Source organism: Paenibacillus sp. FSL W7-1287 (genome assembly GCF_038004245.1).
GTDB classification, from domain to species: Bacteria; Bacillota; Bacilli; order Paenibacillales; family Paenibacillaceae; genus Pristimantibacillus; species Pristimantibacillus camelliae.
The window spans coordinates 618086-635470 of sequence record NZ_JBBORD010000001.1 but is presented as its reverse complement, the minus strand read 5'-3'; the positions used below and the strand labels follow the sequence as shown (position 1 = coordinate 635470).

Annotated in this window: 17 protein-coding genes; 4 read left to right on the top strand and 13 right to left on the bottom strand. The window is 42.2% G+C overall.

Annotated elements, in window-relative coordinates:
• Positions 1–447: 447 nt before the first annotated feature.
• Positions 448–1410: a helix-turn-helix transcriptional regulator gene (locus NSQ99_RS03035; protein ID WP_340834964.1), complete on the bottom strand. Its 963-nt coding sequence runs from the start codon at positions 1408–1410 to the stop codon at positions 448–450.
• A gap of 108 nt (positions 1411–1518) precedes the next feature.
• Here NSQ99_RS03035 and NSQ99_RS03030 point away from each other — a divergent pair, with 108 nt between their 5' ends.
• Together NSQ99_RS03030 and NSQ99_RS03025 are read left to right on the top strand one after the other, a co-directional pair.
• Complete coding sequence (locus tag NSQ99_RS03030; RefSeq protein ID WP_340834962.1) at positions 1519–1998, top strand: GyrI-like domain-containing protein; 480 nt, start codon at positions 1519–1521, stop codon at positions 1996–1998.
• Positions 1999–2018: 20 nt separating this feature from the next.
• Positions 2019–2489 carry a phage tail protein gene (locus NSQ99_RS03025; RefSeq protein WP_340834959.1) on the top strand — a complete coding sequence of 157 codons (471 nt, stop codon included), beginning with the start codon at positions 2019–2021 and terminating at the stop codon, positions 2487–2489.
• 131 nt (positions 2490–2620) lie between these two features.
• Here the strand turns inward: NSQ99_RS03025 and araA are convergent, their stop codons facing one another.
• From araA to NSQ99_RS03010, 3 genes are all read right to left on the bottom strand, one after another.
• Positions 2621–4039: an L-arabinose isomerase gene (araA, locus tag NSQ99_RS03020; RefSeq protein WP_340834958.1), complete on the bottom strand. Its 1419-nt coding sequence runs from the start codon at positions 4037–4039 to the stop codon at positions 2621–2623.
• Positions 4040–4457: 418 nt separating this feature from the next.
• Positions 4458–5153 carry an L-ribulose-5-phosphate 4-epimerase gene (locus tag NSQ99_RS03015; protein ID WP_251667037.1) on the bottom strand — a complete coding sequence of 232 codons (696 nt, stop codon included), beginning with the start codon at positions 5151–5153 and terminating at the stop codon, positions 4458–4460.
• 2 nt (positions 5154–5155) lie between these two features.
• Positions 5156–6772: a xylulokinase gene (locus NSQ99_RS03010; RefSeq protein WP_251667038.1), complete on the bottom strand. Its 1617-nt coding sequence runs from the start codon at positions 6770–6772 to the stop codon at positions 5156–5158.
• 372 nt (positions 6773–7144) lie between these two features.
• Here NSQ99_RS03010 and NSQ99_RS03005 point away from each other — a divergent pair, with 372 nt between their 5' ends.
• The gene (locus tag NSQ99_RS03005) at positions 7145–8236 is read left to right on the top strand and encodes a GntR family transcriptional regulator (protein WP_251667089.1); all 1092 of its coding nucleotides are present in this window, start codon (positions 7145–7147) and stop codon (positions 8234–8236) included.
• Between the two features lie 86 nt (positions 8237–8322).
• Here the strand turns inward: NSQ99_RS03005 and NSQ99_RS03000 are convergent, their stop codons facing one another.
• A complete protein-coding gene (locus NSQ99_RS03000; RefSeq protein WP_251667039.1) occupies positions 8323–8907 on the bottom strand; it encodes a TetR/AcrR family transcriptional regulator in 585 nt (194 codons plus the stop codon).
• Positions 8908–9084: 177 nt separating this feature from the next.
• Here NSQ99_RS03000 and NSQ99_RS02995 point away from each other — a divergent pair, with 177 nt between their 5' ends.
• Positions 9085–9819 carry an SDR family NAD(P)-dependent oxidoreductase gene (locus NSQ99_RS02995; protein ID WP_251667040.1) on the top strand — a complete coding sequence of 245 codons (735 nt, stop codon included), beginning with the start codon at positions 9085–9087 and terminating at the stop codon, positions 9817–9819.
• Positions 9820–9907: 88 nt separating this feature from the next.
• Here NSQ99_RS02995 and NSQ99_RS02990 read toward each other — a convergent pair whose 3' ends face one another.
• The 8 genes from NSQ99_RS02990 to NSQ99_RS02955 all read right to left on the bottom strand — a co-directional run bounded on the left by NSQ99_RS02990 (position 9908) and on the right by NSQ99_RS02955 (position 17249).
• On the bottom strand, positions 9908–10129 hold the full coding sequence (locus NSQ99_RS02990) for a heavy-metal-associated domain-containing protein (RefSeq protein ID WP_251667041.1): 222 nt from the start codon (positions 10127–10129) through the stop codon (positions 9908–9910).
• A 24-nt stretch (positions 10130–10153) separates the two neighbouring features.
• Positions 10154–10858, bottom strand: a complete 705-nt coding sequence (locus tag NSQ99_RS02985) for a Crp/Fnr family transcriptional regulator (protein WP_340834949.1) — start codon at positions 10856–10858, stop codon at positions 10154–10156.
• Between the two features lie 163 nt (positions 10859–11021).
• Positions 11022–12917, bottom strand: a complete 1896-nt coding sequence (locus NSQ99_RS02980) for a heavy metal translocating P-type ATPase (RefSeq protein WP_340834948.1) — start codon at positions 12915–12917, stop codon at positions 11022–11024.
• Between the two features lie 182 nt (positions 12918–13099).
• The gene (locus tag NSQ99_RS02975; RefSeq protein ID WP_340834945.1) at positions 13100–14089 is read right to left on the bottom strand and encodes a GGDEF domain-containing protein; all 990 of its coding nucleotides are present in this window, start codon (positions 14087–14089) and stop codon (positions 13100–13102) included.
• A gap of 199 nt (positions 14090–14288) precedes the next feature.
• Positions 14289–14441, bottom strand: coding sequence for a hypothetical protein (locus NSQ99_RS02970; protein WP_340834942.1), 153 nt, complete (start codon positions 14439–14441; stop codon positions 14289–14291).
• 51 nt (positions 14442–14492) lie between these two features.
• Positions 14493–15104, bottom strand: a complete 612-nt coding sequence (locus NSQ99_RS02965) for a class I SAM-dependent methyltransferase (protein WP_340834939.1) — start codon at positions 15102–15104, stop codon at positions 14493–14495.
• Positions 15105–15217: 113 nt separating this feature from the next.
• Positions 15218–15562: an ArsR/SmtB family transcription factor gene (locus NSQ99_RS02960; protein WP_251667047.1), complete on the bottom strand. Its 345-nt coding sequence runs from the start codon at positions 15560–15562 to the stop codon at positions 15218–15220.
• Entirely contained in the window at positions 15537–17249 is a 1713-nt protein-coding gene (locus NSQ99_RS02955) for a SulP family inorganic anion transporter (protein WP_340834937.1), read from the bottom strand. The genes NSQ99_RS02960 and NSQ99_RS02955 overlap by 26 nt, the downstream gene beginning before the upstream one ends.
• Positions 17250–17385 lie beyond the last annotated feature (136 nt).

Here is a 17385-nt window from a genome sequence, read left to right as displayed (position 1 = left end):
TTGTAACTACTATCCCTACGTCTGACTTCTCACCACTCTTAACATTGTCTTGATCCTCACGATCTCGAGCAATGGTTACCACTTGATATGGAAATGATGAGATCTCCTTGGGTCACGTCAACCGACTTTCCCCCGAATCCAGTCCTCTTAACTTACGGAGTCTATGGTGGTACAGGACTTCCTCTTCTTTTGCAGAGTTATCCGACTCCGTCAGCCAACATGGTTAAACCGCCTATTCCGGGTTTTGCCTTCGCATCCTCCGCACGCATTCTCGCGAACTACGCACTATGCGTCAGCTATGCACTTCCGCCACCTGCGGTGTGCTGGAGACTTTCACTCGTTAGTCGATTGCGCTGCCAAGCGCACAAAAGAGAGAGGATAGGCTCGATGTATCAAGCCTATCCTCTCTTATATAAATTACATCTGATGCGTTCTAATGCGCACTAATTATGGGCAGAATATACGTATTCTCTCGTTTAAAGTCTCTATTACTTCTTGCGGGACTTGCTTGACCTTAATATCTCCGCCTAGAAACAAGATCCAATTCGTTATTTCAGTCACTTCTTCGGCATGATTTACATTAACATATGTCCTTAAGATAGCTGTAGTTTGATAAGGATTCGTATAGTTAATCGATGCCTTCAGGGGGCGGTACTTTTTGAATTGGGCAATCGCTTTTGGACCAAGCTCGATTATAAGATTAGCCGTCTCTTCTTGCTCGCTTAGCTTTTCTAAGATCTTTTTCTTACTGAATCTTTTTTTGGAAGCGTATAGCTGAACATCAATAAGATGATCTACCTTATAAATTTTTCTTCTCTCTTCCTCTAGATCAAAGCCTTCTATGAACCAAAAGCTTTTCTCTTGATAAAGGTGCAGTAGGTAGGTCGGATAGGTGTTAACCACATCCCCTTCTTGAATGGAAAGCATTAAAGAACGATCCAATAGAAGCGTTTGTATTAGCTTTTCTAGCATCGGGTGAGGAAAATCTGACAGATCGAGCAAGTCAGGATTGTGCGGGTTTGTGCTGCTAAAAAGTAGCACGCTATTCAGTAGCACAAGATCATCCTGCTGATGCTGTGAGATGAGCCCGAGCAGCTTCTCCGCAATCGAATGGCGATTCTGTAGATAAGGTAGCTGTTGATTGCGCGTAGCCATAAAAGCAATAAAAAGAGCTTTAACCTCATTATCTGTAAAGCGAACAGTAGGCAGAAGCGTGTTATTCATAACAAAATAACCGCCGTCTCTTCCAACCTCCGCAACTAGCGGCATCCCCATGGCTTCAATTTCTTTAATATCTCTAATCGCTGTTGAACGGGAGATATTGAATTCTTGCATAATTTCGGAAATCGTAAAGTGGGCACGGTTGTTGACGTAACGCATAATCGTATTAATTCGTTCAACTTTTTTCATCGGGCCTCCTAAACAGTATCACTTTTTGACATGATTTAACGCTATTATAAACCTAACAAAAGAAAATAACTACATGAAACCAATTTAAGAAAAAGGAAGGGATTATCGATGGCAAACTACACGTTAGAGGAAAAAGAGAGCTTTACAGTACTTGGAATTGGGGTTGAGCTTAAGAGCGACTACACAGACTATGCAGGCATCAACAAGGAAAAGTCAGATTTCTGGGAATCCATTAAACAAGACGGAACGCTTGATAAGCTAAAGGCTGTAGCTGCAAATGAGTACATCTTTGTCGTAAACGAGGCAGTGAATAACAAAATGATGCATTATGCAGGTGTTTTGTCAGATGTAACGCTGCCTGAAGCGACTAGAGTTATTCAATTTCCTAAAGGGGAATATGTCGTTGTTAAAGGAGAAGCGAATACAGCTGATGAATTGAATCATTTGCTGACCGGCACGGCTTTTGGTCAAGTGTTGCCTGAAGCAACGAATGTTGCATACGTTGGCGGACCTAATACAGCCGTTCAGATGGGCGAGCGAGATGGCGTATTGTTCGGAGAGATGTGGATTCCTGTTGTTAGGAAATAAGATTGGAAAGTGGGTTGTCGATGTCATATCTTGTTGATTTTAAGAATGTATCTACCGTTGGTCTAGAATCATCTCCCGTAGCAGAAGCGCTTGCCGGCTTGCGCGCTAATGAAGCCCGCTATTTTATGAACAAATACAAGCATGAATTTGTCGTCGTTCCGGCTAGCGAAAGCAAGGAAGCCCTCGATTATGTGAATCGAATCTTGCATGAGGAGCGTAATATTGAGTTCGCAGCCAGGCCTTTAGAAACATCTTCTTTTCAAGTAGAAAACATTAGGTTTACGTATGTCTTTTACGAGGATGGTCTTGCGCTTAATGTGTTATATACGTTGGATGGTCCTAAACCTAAGCGAGCTGTTGGCTTTAAGCTTTCTGAAGGGATGGACATCCCGCAGGAGCTAGAGGAGAAAAAGTTTAAATTCGCTAAGATGAAGTCTAAGTTAGCCGGAACCATTCGGGGCTCATTCTTTGTCATTAAGGGAGAGTATTAGAAGATAGTAAAAACCGTTTCTTCAAAAGGAGGTGCGCCAGGCACCCCCTAAGGAGAAACGGTTTTTTTTCATTTTATATATAAGAGCGATGTTTGTTATTGATTGTTCTGCCTTGTAGCATGAAGGGCGTGTTATTTAATAACAACGTATTCTAGGTTAACCAGCTTAGCGTAGGTTACGATCTGGTCTGTCGTTAGATTCAAGGAAACGACAGTATGGTGACCGCCACCATTCTCGATCCAAGCCTTCACGCCGTCCTGGAAGTTTGGCTTAACTGTCCATAGCACACGTGCAACTGGTAGATTAGGAGCTGGAGTTGTCGGCTCGAATGCAGACACTTCATTAATAAGCAGCTTATAATGCGTACCGAAGTCAGCCATGGATACTACGACGCCTTCACCAGCTTTACCGTCGAATACAAGACGAGCTGGATCCTCACGATCGCCAATGCCAAGCGGTGATACGATAATTTTCGGTTTGTTGCTTGCCAAGGATGGATCAACCTCAAGCATATGCGATTGCAGGATAGCTTCCTGTCCAGCAGCCATCTCGTAAGTATAATCCTCCATGAAGCCTGTGTTTTGATTGCGGCTCATCACCTTCATCAAACGATCAAGTGCAGCAGTTTTCCAGTCACCCTCACCAGCAAAGCCATAGCCCTGTGCCATTAAACGTTGTACAGCTAGACCAGGCAGCTGCTTCATGCCATGCAAATCCTCAAAGTTTGTAGTAAAGGCATTATAGCCCTTCTCATCAAGGAAGCGTTTAAGCGCAATCTCGTAGCTAGCTTGAATTCTTACACTAGCTTCCCAAGCTTCCTTGCTGTTTGTGCCATAATCGAACTCGTACAGCTCAGCATACTCAGACATCAAAGCGTCGATTTCCTGCTCTGTAACGGCATTCACGTACTGAACAAGATCTCCGATACCATAGTAGTCGACCGTCCAGCCAAACTGGATTTGTGCTTCTACTTTATCTCCCTCGGTAACACCAACGTTACGCATGTTATCACCGAAACGAGCAACTTTAATATTGAAGCCTTCGTTGTAAGCAACCGCTACATCCATCCAGTCTGCAATTTGCTTCTGCACTTCTGGACGCTCCCAGTAGCCGACAACGATTTTATTTTGCTTATTCAAGCGGGCATTGATGAAGCCATACTCACGATCACCGTGAGCAGCTTGGTTCAGGTTCATAAAGTCCATGTCAATCGTTGCCCAAGGAATGCTTTCATTGTACTGCGTTGCAAGGTGAAGCAAAGGCTTTTGCAGCAGCTTCGTACCGCGAATCCACATTTTTGCAGGTGAGAAAGTATGCATCCACGTAATGACACCCGCTACCTCGTCACGATAGTTAACCTCTTTCATAATGCTTGTAATTTTATCTGCACTTACCGCTAGATCCTGCAGTACAAGTGGATATGGAAGCACACCGCTATTATTCAAGGCATCCGTCATTGTCTGTGCATGCGCCTTAACCTCTGCAAGTGCTTCTTCTCCGTATAAATGCTGCGAACCTACGACAAACCAAAATTGTTTAGCTGTTGACATATGAATCATCCTCTTTTCTATGATTGATGGTTTTTTGAACTTCCACTTCAATAAAGGTTCAAAAAGTTCTGGCTTCAGGACCAAGAAGATGGAGTAATACTAGAAAGCGAGTAGCGCAGCGTACGGTGTTGGTACGTGAGCAACAGAGCTTTCGGTAGGACTTCATATTCGACGCCGATTAAGCTACAAAGCGTTACATCGTCATCAAGCCTGTACTTTTTGAACGACCACTTCAATAAAGGTTCAAAAAGTTCAGCTTTCAGCACCGAGAAGATTGAAAGAAGCTAGAGCTTGAGGAGCACAGCGTACGTTATTGGTACGTGAGCATCGGAAAGCTCGGCTGAATTCAATATTCGATGCCGAATAACCATTCAGTACTTGCTTCGTGATCAAAGTTGAACTTTTTGAACAACCTCTATTACTTTTGGCCGTAATAGGCGTCTTTTCCGTGTTTACGCAAATAATGCTTATCCAAAATACCCTGTGGCAGTTCTTTCGCGAAGTTGTTCAATTGTCGTGCATATAGATTCATCTTGCACACTTCCTCCAGCACAACACTGTTCACTACCGCAGACTTTACATCCTTGCCCCAAGTGAATGGCGCATGGCCTTGAAGCAAGATTGCTGGAATCGCCATCACATCTAAACCACGCTGCTCGAAGGTCTCGATAATGACATGCCCTGTCTCCGCTTCATATCCGCGGTCAATCTCCTCTTGCTTCAAAAAGCGTGCGCAAGGCACTGCGCCGTAGAAGGTGTCCGCATGCGTCGTGCCCATCACAGGTACATCTAGCCCTGCTTGCGCCCAGATCGTTGCCCATGTCGAATGAGTATGTACAATACCGCCGATTTGCGGATAGTGCTTATACAACACCGCATGCGTAGCTGTATCGGAGGATGGTCTCATGTCCCCCTCAACGACATTACCGTCAAAGTCAACAACGACCATATCACTTGGCTTCATCGTCTCATAGCTCACTCCACTTGGCTTAATGACAAACAAGCCGCTTTCACGATCAACAGCGCTCGCGTTGCCCCAAGTGAATTTAACTAGCCCGTGCTTGGGCAATTCGAGGTTAGCCTCATATACTTCTTCTTTTAATTGTTCTAACAACGTTATTTCCTCCCGTTCTCTAGCAGATGATCTACTGCCGCCTGTTCAATAGCAAGACCTGCTACGTAACGTTCCATAAATACTTGGAAGCCTTCAACATCGACGACATCTGGGGTAATCTCTTGTCCCTCTGCATCCTTGAATACCTTCTGCTCAAGGAAATGATCTAAGCTTTCTCCTTGATCCTTGTTTACCATATAAGAAGCGAGAATTGCCATTCCCCATGCCCCGCCCTCACCGGCTGTAGACATGACGGTGATTGGAATATTAAGCGCACCTGCTAATATTTTTTGTCCCACTACAGGAGTCTTGAATAACCCGCCATGAGCCAATATACTATCAATCGCTACCTTTTCCTTCTCGGTCAAAATATCCATGCCAAGCTTCAGTGCTCCGAAGGCTGTCAGGATATGAGTACGCATAAAGTTAGCTAGATTAAAGCTGCTTTCAGGCGAGCGTACGAACAACGGACGCCCCTGGTCAATTCCCGTTATATTTTCACCGGATAGATAGCCGTAGCTAAGCAATCCGCCTCCATCCGGGTCAGCTTCTAATGCCTTGTTCAGCAGTACACTGAACAATTTATTGGAATCTGCACCATAGCCCATCGCCTCGGAGAACTCGCGGAACAGTCCCATCCATGCATTAAGATCACTTGAGCAGTTGTTGGCATGTACCATAGCTACTGGACTACCGTCAGGTGTTGTCACCATATCAATCTCTGGGTACACCGTCGATAAATCTTTCTCTAGTACGATCATCGCAAACACGGAAGTCCCTACGGAAATATTGCCCGTGCGCTTTCTAACGCTATTGGTGGCAACCATACCCGTTCCTGCATCACCCTCCGGAGGACAAAGTGCAATACCTGGCTGTAGATCACCCGCAGGATCTAGAATAGCTGCTCCTTCAGCGCTTAGCTCACCTGCGTGCTCGCCAGAGAGAAGCACCTTCGGAAGAAGCTGCTCAAGCTTCCATGGATACGCATTGGCCGCAGTTAACTCGTCAAATTGCTTCATCATTGCCGCATTGTAATGATGAGTAGCCTCATCGATTGGGAAGATGCCAGCAGCATCGCCGATTCCGATGACTTTACTACCTGTTAGCAGCCAGTGAATGTATCCAGCAAGCGTCGTTAAATAATCAATACGAGGCACATGCTCCTCTTGGTTTAAGATCGCTTGGTACAAATGTGCAATACTCCAGCGCTCAGGGATGTTAAACTGGAATAGCTCCGTTAGCTTTCTTGCCGCCTCGCCAGTCGTTGCATTACGCCACGTACGGAACGGAACAAGCAGCTCTCCAGATTGATCGAATGCCATATAGCCGTGCATCATAGCAGAGAAACCAATCGAGCCAACGGTTTGAAGTTTTACTCCATATCGCTCCTGTACTTCCTGCTTCATAGCGCGATAAGCGGTTTGCAGGCCTGTAATAATCTCCTCCTGGCTGTATGTCCAATACCCGTCCTTCAACTGGTTCTCCCATTCGAAGCTGCCTGATGCAATCGTTTCGAATCGACGATCGATCAGTACTGCCTTGATTCGTGTAGAACCAAACTCGATGCCCAGTGAGGTTTCCCCTCTCGTTATCGCTTCCTTCAAGTCTACATGACTCATGATCATATACATCCCCTCTCTATTTGTCGTTTTACATTTCCTATGTCATTCATATAAGCTCGACCTTCAAATCGACTTCGCTACGCTTATACAACCTATGAATTTCAACCGAAAGAAGGCGCTTTCTATAATAGATAATCTTTTCAGCCTTAGTATATTTTCTGTACGTACATTTGTCAATACAATACCTTAGTTATACTAACATAATTGCTGCACTTCGTTAGCTTGTCTTCATTTGTTGTTTTTTCGAGCTTATTGCATAAATATGTACGGTCCCATGCATAGCTCAGCATGACAGCACTTGCAACCTGTACAATTTGTGCTAAAATATGTACGTACAACTTCTTGAACAATGATGAAAGTAGTGAAATGATGAAGCCAAAGTATCAGCTTATTATTGATGATATAAAAAGCCATATCCTCTCGGGAACATACAAGCCCGGTGATAGAATACCTTCGGAGTACGTGCTGCAGGAAAACTATCAGGTTAGCCGGCAAACCGTTAGAAAAGCAATTCTAGAGCTATCTAATGAAGGATTCCTACGCAGCGAGAAGGGATCTGGTACGTATGTTAGCACTCATTACCGCTCCAAAGCCGGTGTAAGATCGATGAATAAGACGATTGGGGTCATTACAACTTATATCTCTGATTACATCTTTCCTTCAATTATTCGCGGCATTGAAAGCCGATTGAATGAAGATAATTATTCTCTGTTGCTAGCCAGCACAAATAATGATATCGAACAAGAGAAAAAGGCCTTGGAAATGATGCTGTCGTATGGTGTGGACGGGCTAATCGTAGAGCCAACTCGAAGCAATGTTTACAATCCAAACATCGCTTATTACCTATCCTTTAAGGAGCAGGATGTACCGCTTGTAATGATTAATGCTTATTACGAAGAGCTGGAGGTTCCTTTCTTCTGCTTGGATGACGTGCAGTCTAGTTATCTCGCAACTCGGGAGCTCATTACGAAGGGTCATTCCCAGATCGGTATCATTGCCAAAATGGACGATCTACAGGGGAAATATAGAATGAAGGGATTTATTAAAGCTTTAGGGGAGGCAAAACTAAGGTTTCAACAGGAGCATGTGCTCTCCTTCGATACTGCCACTAAAGCCGACCTGTCCGCTAACCTGGAAGTGTATCTGAACGACAATCGAGATGATGTGACGGCGATTGTCTGCTACAACGACGAGGTGGGGCTTGAAGTCGTAAATGTTTGCCGAAAGCTAGGCATCTCTATCCCAGATGATTTATCAATTATTGGTCAAGACAATTCCTATATCGCGAAAAATGCCAATATACAGCTGACGACGCTGACGCACCCGCAAGAGCAGATGGGGCGCGATGCCGCAGATTGGGTTATTAAATCGTTACAGGGTAAAAAGGATCTGCCGACCAAAACCTATTACCAGCCTGAACTTATTACAGGAGAAACGATTAAAGAGATTGAAGTAGAATAGTTGAATATCCTGAACGCACGTCGTATAACATGGACTGCCATTGTTAAACACACAAAGTTTAACAGTGGCGGTCCATCATTCTAATATTATAACCTTCTTAGGTTTATAATTTGTGTATTTGAGAAAACAGTAAGCTGGTCCATCATAAACTTAGTGGAATAGGAAAAATTATTTTCAATCCAGTAGTAGATCAAGCCAAGCGTAGCATTGGTTTGATATCGCAGGAACATATCATAATTTACCTCGCCAATTGGAGATTGCATCTCCATCTTAATGTCCTCCGAAAATAAAGCGAAAAATAATTGTTCTAGCCTCGTCTTAAACTCCACATGACCATGATACAACGCATAAAATACCCGTTTTTTACTTTCTATATATTCAAAGATTAACACCGTTGTCGGAGCTTGCTTATTTACATTAATCGTTTCACTCACATGGAATGGCAGCATAATAGCCGACTTCAAGCCTTCCAATACATCGCATAGAATTTCTTCTAGTAGTTCTTCTTTATTAGAATAATACGTATAGAAGGTCGATCGATTTAGTTCGGCATATTGCGCAATCATCGAAACGGTAATTTCCTGATCAGTAAATTGCTCCATTAGTATAATATATGCTTTCTTGAGAGCGGCTTTAGTCTTTTTTATCCTTCTATCTATTTTATAGCTCACGTAATCGGCCCCTCCTCTCATGGTGTACAAATAAAAATAAACATCACTTTTACTTTAAGTGTTGGTTAAACCTCATTTCAAGCCCTGTTGTCCATTTAATTTTTGAATACTATGCTAACCTAAAGGTGTTCATTGTTTAGACACATTATTCTATACACCTTTGAGGAGGTTTTCGAGATGAGACTAGAGAACAAAGTAGCCGTTGTAACTGGCGCTGCATCAGGTATTGGTTATGGTATTGTTGAGAAGTTTGTCAACGAAGGCGCAACGGTAGTCGCTGGGGATATTACAGATAGCATTTTTGAGCTTGAAAAAACCTTTGGTGACAAGGTAAAGGCTGTTAAGGTCGATGTATCCAAAGAAGCAGAAGTAAAAAGCTTAATTGAAACGGCTGTAAATACATTTGGCAAGCTGGATATTCTATGTAATAATGCTGGAATTCTTGGTGCTTATGCCAACATTGAAGAGTATACAGAGGAACAGTGGAATCGTGTCATGGCTATTAACATCAACGGTCCATTCTTCGGTATGAAGCATGCCGTTCCTTATATGAGACAAAATGGTGGCGGTTCCATCGTCAATACGGTATCCATTTCATCTCGTCATGCAACGCCTGGTTCTCCAGCCTATGTAACATCAAAAGGCGCGATGCTCATGCTGACTCGTCAGGCTGGTCACGATTATGCTCGTGAAAACATCCGCGTTAATGGAATCTCTCCGGGTGTAGTCAATACGGGTATTCTAAAAGACGTAGACGATGATATGCTAAAAGTATATTCGGAGGCTATTCCGATGCGTCGTATTGGTGAGCCTTCCGAGCTTGCAAATGTCGTTTGCTTCTTAGCTTCAGACGAGGCATCCTACGTTACAGGTCAAACCTATATTGTCGATGGCGGTAAAGATACGATCTAAGTAGTTACATTAAACGGCTTTAATCCTTGTTCTATTGGGATTAAAGCCGTTTTTATAATGTTATCCAATTCGTCATTCCCTGCAAACCTTAGTTTGTCTTAATTGTTAACACTTCATAGCCTAATTTTTCGACTGTTTCTTTCAGCTGATCAGCGGTTACCTTTGAATCATCAAAGTCGACTTTAGCTTTACTCGCGTTGAATAGACACTTAACATCGTCCACTCCACTCATTTTGCTGAGAGCCCCTTCAATCTTTTTAATACAGGATGGACAAGTTAACGCTTCAAGCTGCATAACTGCTTTTTTCATTTTAATCTCCTCCTTTAGGCTGTATTATTTACCGTACAGCAGCAATTGATCTAAATCATAAATTTTAATGCTATTTTTAGGCAGCAGTTCAATTACATTCTCCTGCTCAAGATGAGCAAGCTTTCGGCTAATCGTTTCTGGTGTCGTCCCTAGGTAGGATGCCAAATCCTTCTTTGAGATAGGCAACTTAATGATTGGGCTGTTCCCACTATTGCTATCTAAACAATTTAATAGAAACGATATAATTCTGGATTCCACACTTTCCGTAAAGACCTGTGCCGTTTGTTTTTCAGATTCCTTCAGCCTCGAAGTCATCTCTGCAATAATCTTTAATGAAATTTGCGGAAACTCTATTAGGTATTCCAACAAATCCGCTTGATTAAATAAGCAAATAGATGTATTTTGCATCGCCTCGGCGTAATTCTCATGTACTTCTCCTGGCCTGAATATCGCCAATTCCCCTGTAAAGTCACCGGGATTCAGTATACGAACAAGCTGCTCCTTGCCTGTATCAGATAGTCTGTAAACTCTTACTTTTCCGGTGTGAATGATATATAGCACATCATCCTTGTCACCAGCACGGAATAGCATCTCGCCCTTTTTAATTTGCTTGGTTTGTGCAGATCCTACGATGCGGTCCATGTCCTGATCCTCTAAGTGATTAAAGATTGGTACTAATCGAATACAATCCCTATAGTTATGTCCAGATTGTCCAGCATCCTTTCCCATACAGGTGAACCCTCCTTCAGGTTGAGCATATGTTCTAACGGTTTACGTACGCAATACGGCTTAATAAATATCTTCTTTGTTGTGTATAGTTGCATTTTTTTGCCTAGTATCGTTCAAAATTTCCGTAAACTCATTATACCTTACTTCCATCCCAGCAATGCAGTTACCGATTGTGGCTAGTTCCTCTCCTACTTTTACTTGCTTTGAAGCTGATTAATCTCATCGCGTTCAATATAACAACAAGAACGCTGCCTTCATGTATGAACATACCGCTAGCCAAATGCACATGCCCGCCAAGAACACCGACCAGAAGGATCACTACAACTGCTAAAGCAATCGCTATATTTTGACGCATGTTACGTATCGCTTTCTTAGATAACACATAGGCATGAGCATATTGTGAAAACTTATCCGCCATGAGCACCACATCAGCAGTCTCCATAGATATATCCGTCCCACCCTCACCCATCGCGATTCCTATATTTGCTGCAGCAATCGCGGGGGCATCATTGACTCCATCACCAGCCATGGCGACAATAGCACCCTCTTCTTTCAGCTTATTTACATAAGCAACCTTATCGCTCGGCAGCAGCTCGGCATAAAACTCATCAATACCCAGCTGATTAGCGACAGCTTTTGCCGTATGACGGTTATCGCCAGTGAGCATTATGATTCGCTTCACGCCATTGGTTCTCATCGTTGCTAATGCCTCATGCGCATCATCTCGGATTTGATCTGCTATCGATATGATGGCTTCAAGCACGCCATTCATCGCTACAAATACCGCGGTGTTTCCTAACAATTCCCGGCTGATTGCATACTGGCCTGCATGCGCATCGATGTCAATTTGCCGCGCATCCATAAGCTTTCTATTCCCCGCTACGATATGATGCTTGTTAACCGTGGCGACTATGCCATGTCCTTTAATGGCTTCACTATCCGTAAGCTGATACGAGCTAAGATCTACACCACGATTCACCGCAGTCTTGACGATCGTCTGACCTAGATGATGCTCCGAGACCGTTTCCGCTTTCGCTACGTATGCTAAAACTTCTATAGCTGACTTAGCACCGAAAGTATGAACATCGGTTACTTCAGGCTTGCCTTTCGTTAGCGTTCCGGTTTTATCAAATACTAATGTATCGACCTTCGCCAACCTCTCCATTACTTCTCCACCCTTAATCAGCACACCGTTTTTGGCACCATTGCCGATACCAGCCACGTTAGATACAGGAGCGCCAATAACAAGTGCCCCGGGGCACGCAATAACTAAAAAGGTGATGGCCAGATGTAGGTCGCTTGTCAGAATATAAACTAGTATCGCTAATAGTGTGACGGCAGGGGTATAATAGTTCGAAAAACGATCTAAGAAGCGTTCCGTCTTCGATTGTGAATCCTGCGCTTCCTCTATAAGCTCAATAATTTTGGCAAATGTCGTGTCATCGCCTACCTTTTCGGCTATCAGTTCGATATAACCCGTATCAAGAATAGTTCCGCTAAATACACGATCACCATCCGATTTGTAGACTGGAACGGATTCACCAGTAACTGCCGCCTCATTAATGGAGGCTCGACCCTTCACTATAACTCCATCGACTGGAATTTTCCCACCTGGCAGAACAACAATCAGATCTCCTACCTTCACATCCTCGACACCGATAAGCTTACGAGAGCCATCGTCATGTAATAATAGAGCTTCTTGCGGTGCCATATCGATGAGCTGCTTTAAGGATGAGCGCGTTTTTTGCAGCGTACGATTCTCTAAATAAGCACCAAACAAAAATAGAAAGGTTACAATCGAGGACTCCACGTATTCGCGAATGAAAAGCGCACCGACTACAGCAATCGTAACAAGCAATTCTATGCTAAAGGTACGCAGTCTGACGGCTTGCCATGCTTTCATTGCAACGGGAGCAACCCCGATGACAGTAGCAGCAATGAGAAATCCATTACTCCAGTCCGTCTGCTGCTGCATGACCATGAGCATGAAGCCCACCGCAATAAGCAACCCTGACAGAAGTGTGAGCTTGTTTGTGTAACGGTTAATGGCCTTCATCATTCTGCTTCCCTCCTCTATTCTGTTCGCCTCTTGGTTGTCTCTATCTTATCGAATGATTAAGAAAATAAAATTGACGCCGGTCAAGAAATAATAAAAACTTACGTTGCTAGCAACAAAAAGAGCGCTACCGCATAGGTAAGCGCCCTATTTATTTCCTTAAACGTTGTATACCTTTGATCTGATCATGATACACCCTTAGCTCTGTACATTGCTCGATCTGCTTCTTTAATCAGCATCTCTAGGTCCGTATGTGAAACCTCTGTCGTGTGGTACCATCCAATACTTGCAGAAACATTAATGACATGATGATTACATATCATTGGTCTTTCCAATGCAGATTGAATTTGCTCTGAAAGCTTTTCTAGCTGAGGATGGTCAATATCTGCACATAAAATTACAAATTCATCTCCACCTAGACGACAAAGTAAATCTGTGTCTCGCAGTACACCGTCTAATCTTGAGACGATGTTCACTAGTAACTGATCTCCAGCCTCATGCCCATAGGTATCATTTATTTCTTTAAAGTCATTCATGTCAATGAATAACGCGGCTATAGAATCGACATGTTCATGCTTTAGCTGATCAAACCTATCCTTAAGCTGTAAACGATTAGCCGCTCCAGTTAGCGCATCATGATACGCTAATTGCTGCAGCTTGGCATTCGCTTCTCTCAATTTACGTATAGCGACGATGATAAAGGTCGCAATGAACACGGCAAACAGAACCAAATAAACAAGATCTTCTCTGCCGACATTCGGAAAAATATGCTCATGAAGATGAAAAAAAGCGTAAAGAGTGAGTATGATCGAAGCAATGCCTGCTAGCACTACGACTCGTATGCTTTGATAGATTGCACTTAGAGGAAGAGCTAACCACATGAATAAATAATTGACTAAATACGGTGAATCGCTAAGTAAATAATAAAAGTAAATATACATACAGCTTATCGTTACATACATTGTAATCTTCGGTTTTATCTTCTTGTAGATCAAAAGTATTAGAACGCTACCAAATACGATAAAAAGAAAAGCGGGAGGAAATACACTCTCCAGTCCTTCAATGAAAATATTAATGATGACTTGTATACTATAAAAGGCGCATATAAGTATGAACAATGCTTTATTTCGATGCATTAATTCCCTATCAATCATTAGATACTCTTCCTCTTTCATTTATAATAGGCCTAAGGTTCGTACTGTATCAGCATACTATATGTAATATTATCCATTTACTATATTATAGCTTATGTTATCTTCCTATACCTTGTAAAATAATCAAATATTCGTTAACATTTCCACAGTCATTCAACGCCTATTATCAACTGCTCACCAAGCCATATGAAATGAAAAAAGCCAGCCTTGATGGCTGACCTTATTTATACCATGAGACATTTGTTGAGCTCAGCTGAAAGCTCTGTTGAATGGCTGGTATGGCTACTGTAATCATCGTTGTATTTAACGGATTAAGGATAATGCCTAATGCTACAGCTAGTATAATAAACTTGTTGTTTTTTTCCACAGTCATTTTGGTGTCTCCTCTAGATGGTGTAATCCTTAATTCTAATACAATGAGATACTAAGTTGACGCTTTTTGAGAATCAAGTACGAACATCGTTGCGTCCTGACCCATGAATAGATTACTTCCCTTATAGAACGTTTCAGATTGAATATCGCTATATCCGATCTTAGTCATCATTTTTGTAAGCTCTGCTTGATCAAAGCCGTTATGAACGAGGTCCGACATGACATTTTCGTTTTTGTTAAAGTCTACGATGATTACATGCCCTCCTTCATTCAGAACATCGAATAGTCTAGCTAGTACGACTTCAACGTCAGGAATATGAAGCAAAACCTGTGCCATGAAAATATAATCTGCTTTTACATTAGCCAGAGCATCTTGCTCAAAGTCAAAGCATAGCGTATCCGCATTCTGGATGTTTAAATCAGCTATTTTTTGTTTCACTTGCTCAATCATGTTTAGTGATGTATCTAGAAAAAGCACGGAATGAAATTCATCTAACAAGTTCATTCCTACAAGACCGGTTCCACATCCGAAATCAATCGCTTTCTTGTCCTTGGCATCCTTGACGTAACCACGAATAGCGTCTGAGGCTAGTTTAGCGATCTGAATTCTTTCTGGAGTGTCATACATTTGCGCAATCATTTCAAATTTATCTGTGTTTGCCACTATGATTTTCATCCTCTCTACTATGTAATCTCGAAGTAAGCTCGAGTTAAAAAAGCAGAGAAGGCATCTTCTCCGCTTCGCGTTCAATATGTCCAGCTGCTTATTCATCAAGCTTAGCTCCCACTTGCTTCACCATCGTCATTGAATTTATCTAACATAGAAATCGTCTCAATTAAATGATTGTTGAAAATTTGTCGCGCGATGTCCAGTAGATCAATAATCATGGGATCTCGTAATGAATAGAGCACACGGTTTCCGTCTTTTTTACTGAATACTATATTTTTACTTCTCAATATGCTTAATTGCTGCGAAACAGCTGAGCCTTCAGAGCCTATCAATGTTTGAAGCTCATTTACATTTTTTTCTCCCTCAGCAAGCAGCTCCAATATTCTTATACGTAAAGGATGAGCAAGTGCTTTGAAGAAATCGGCTTTAAACTTTTGTAACTCTAAATTCATCATCTTCTCCTTTTACTGCTTTTCTATCTTCGTTTAAGCTCAGTTTACTTAGAGCAACGTTTATAGCATCGACCGTATGTGCATAAAATTGACTTTCTCCAATTTCATCATATAATCCTGTTTTTTTCAAGACTTCTCTCGGTTGATCCTGTAAACCTGATACTAGCACCATTCCTCCGCTCGATTTAATCGATTGTACGATATGCGAGAGACTAGTTTCACCGCTCGTGTCCATATAAGGCACCTTACTTAAACGTAAAATTAGTATCTTTGTGTTAGGGTGAACAACCTCTTGTATTGCTTTTTCGAATACCTGTGCAGAACCAAAAAACAGCGGTCCATCGATGTTGCAAATGTTGATCTGCGCATAATCATCCTCTTCTTCACTTAAGCTCTGCGTTGTTACCAGACGATGATTCGTATCTGATGCTTCTGGAATTACTTTAGATACAACATGCAGCTCACTCATTCTTTTAACAAAGATCATCATTGAGAGTAATAGACCAACACCAACAGCGGTCGTCAAATCAACGAATATCGTTAATAAAAATATAATTACAAGGATGATGGCATCCCATGTCTTAGTTTTTAATATTTGAGCAAATTTCTTCATTTCACTCATATTCCACGCGACGACCATAAGAATCGGTGCCATACTAGCTAAAGGGATATTTGATGCATAGGGTGCTAACAATAGCAGAACAACTAACACAACTAAACCTTGAACAATACCAGATACAGGTGATGCTGCCCCACTCTTAACATTCGTTGCCGTACGAGCAACGGCTCCTGTCGCAGGTATGCCTCCGAATAAGGGCGAGACTATATTAGCAATACCTTGACCCATTAATTCACGGTTACTGTTATGCTTTGACCCTGTTAATTCATCTGCTACTACAGCAGACAATAATGACTCTATACTGCCTAGCATAGCTATCACTAATGCAGGGCCAATGAGCAGCTTAATCCGTTCCCACGTGATCTCAGGAAACTGTAGGCTTGGTAATTGATGTGGAATTTCGCCGTAGGATGAGCCTATCGTAGCTAATTGATCAGGAAAGAATATTGCTGCTACGATACTCGATCCGATCAACCCGACAAGCGCTCCCGGAATTTTAGGCAAAAATTTATTCGTTACGATAATAAGAATGAGACCGATAACAGCTATAAGGACACTGTACATATTTATAGTATCCAAATGAATGAAGATATCCTTCATCTTGTCTATAAAATACTCATGATTCTCCAGACCAGTAAGTCCTAAAAAGTTACTGATTTGTCCTGAAAAGATCGTAACGGCAATTCCTGTTGTAAAGCCGATCGTGACGGGCCGCGGAATAAATCTGATCAGCCCTCCTAGTCTAAATAACCCCATAAGAAACAAAATTATGCCTGCTAGAAATCCTGCAATCAACAGATTCTCATACCCATAGCTAATAACGATCCCTAATAAAATTGGAATAAATGCACCCGTAGGTCCTGCAATTTGATATTTCGAACCACCAAAAATGGATACTAAAATACCTGCAATAATGGAAGTATAGATACCATACTCTGGCTTCACACCTGATGCGATTGCAAAAGCCATTCCTAGCGGAATGGCAATAACCCCAACAATACACCCTGAAATCAAATCCCTACGAAGCTTTTCCATCGAGTAATCATTGAATCTCCCCAATTTTAACAATCCAACTCATCTCCATGCATCCGTATATTTGTATATTTGATTTTTTGAATATACAAATATAATAAACCCTTTATCTATAATGTCAAATGAAAATAATGTTAGCTTGTCTCGGTAATAAATAAGGCGTCATCGTTAC

Coding starts and splice junctions, on each gene's coding strand:
- NSQ99_RS03035 (WP_340834964.1), bottom strand. CDS start 1,410: ATGAAAAAAGTTGAACGAATTAATACGATTATGCGTTACGTCAACAAC.
- NSQ99_RS03030 (WP_340834962.1), top strand. CDS start 1,519: ATGGCAAACTACACGTTAGAGGAAAAAGAGAGCTTTACAGTACTTGGA.
- NSQ99_RS03025 (WP_340834959.1), top strand. CDS start 2,019: ATGTCATATCTTGTTGATTTTAAGAATGTATCTACCGTTGGTCTAGAA.
- araA (WP_340834958.1), bottom strand. CDS start 4,039: ATGTCAACAGCTAAACAATTTTGGTTTGTCGTAGGTTCGCAGCATTTA.
- NSQ99_RS03010 (WP_251667038.1), bottom strand. CDS start 6,772: ATGAGTCATGTAGACTTGAAGGAAGCGATAACGAGAGGGGAAACCTCA.
- NSQ99_RS03005 (WP_251667089.1), top strand. CDS start 7,145: ATGAAGCCAAAGTATCAGCTTATTATTGATGATATAAAAAGCCATATC.
- NSQ99_RS02995 (WP_251667040.1), top strand. CDS start 9,085: ATGAGACTAGAGAACAAAGTAGCCGTTGTAACTGGCGCTGCATCAGGT.
- NSQ99_RS02990 (WP_251667041.1), bottom strand. CDS start 10,129: ATGAAAAAAGCAGTTATGCAGCTTGAAGCGTTAACTTGTCCATCCTGT.
- NSQ99_RS02985 (WP_340834949.1), bottom strand. CDS start 10,858: ATGGGAAAGGATGCTGGACAATCTGGACATAACTATAGGGATTGTATT.
- NSQ99_RS02980 (WP_340834948.1), bottom strand. CDS start 12,917: ATGATGAAGGCCATTAACCGTTACACAAACAAGCTCACACTTCTGTCA.
- NSQ99_RS02975 (WP_340834945.1), bottom strand. CDS start 14,089: ATGAAAGAGGAAGAGTATCTAATGATTGATAGGGAATTAATGCATCGA.
- NSQ99_RS02970 (WP_340834942.1), bottom strand. CDS start 14,441: ATGACTGTGGAAAAAAACAACAAGTTTATTATACTAGCTGTAGCATTA.
- NSQ99_RS02960 (WP_251667047.1), bottom strand. CDS start 15,562: ATGAATTTAGAGTTACAAAAGTTTAAAGCCGATTTCTTCAAAGCACTT.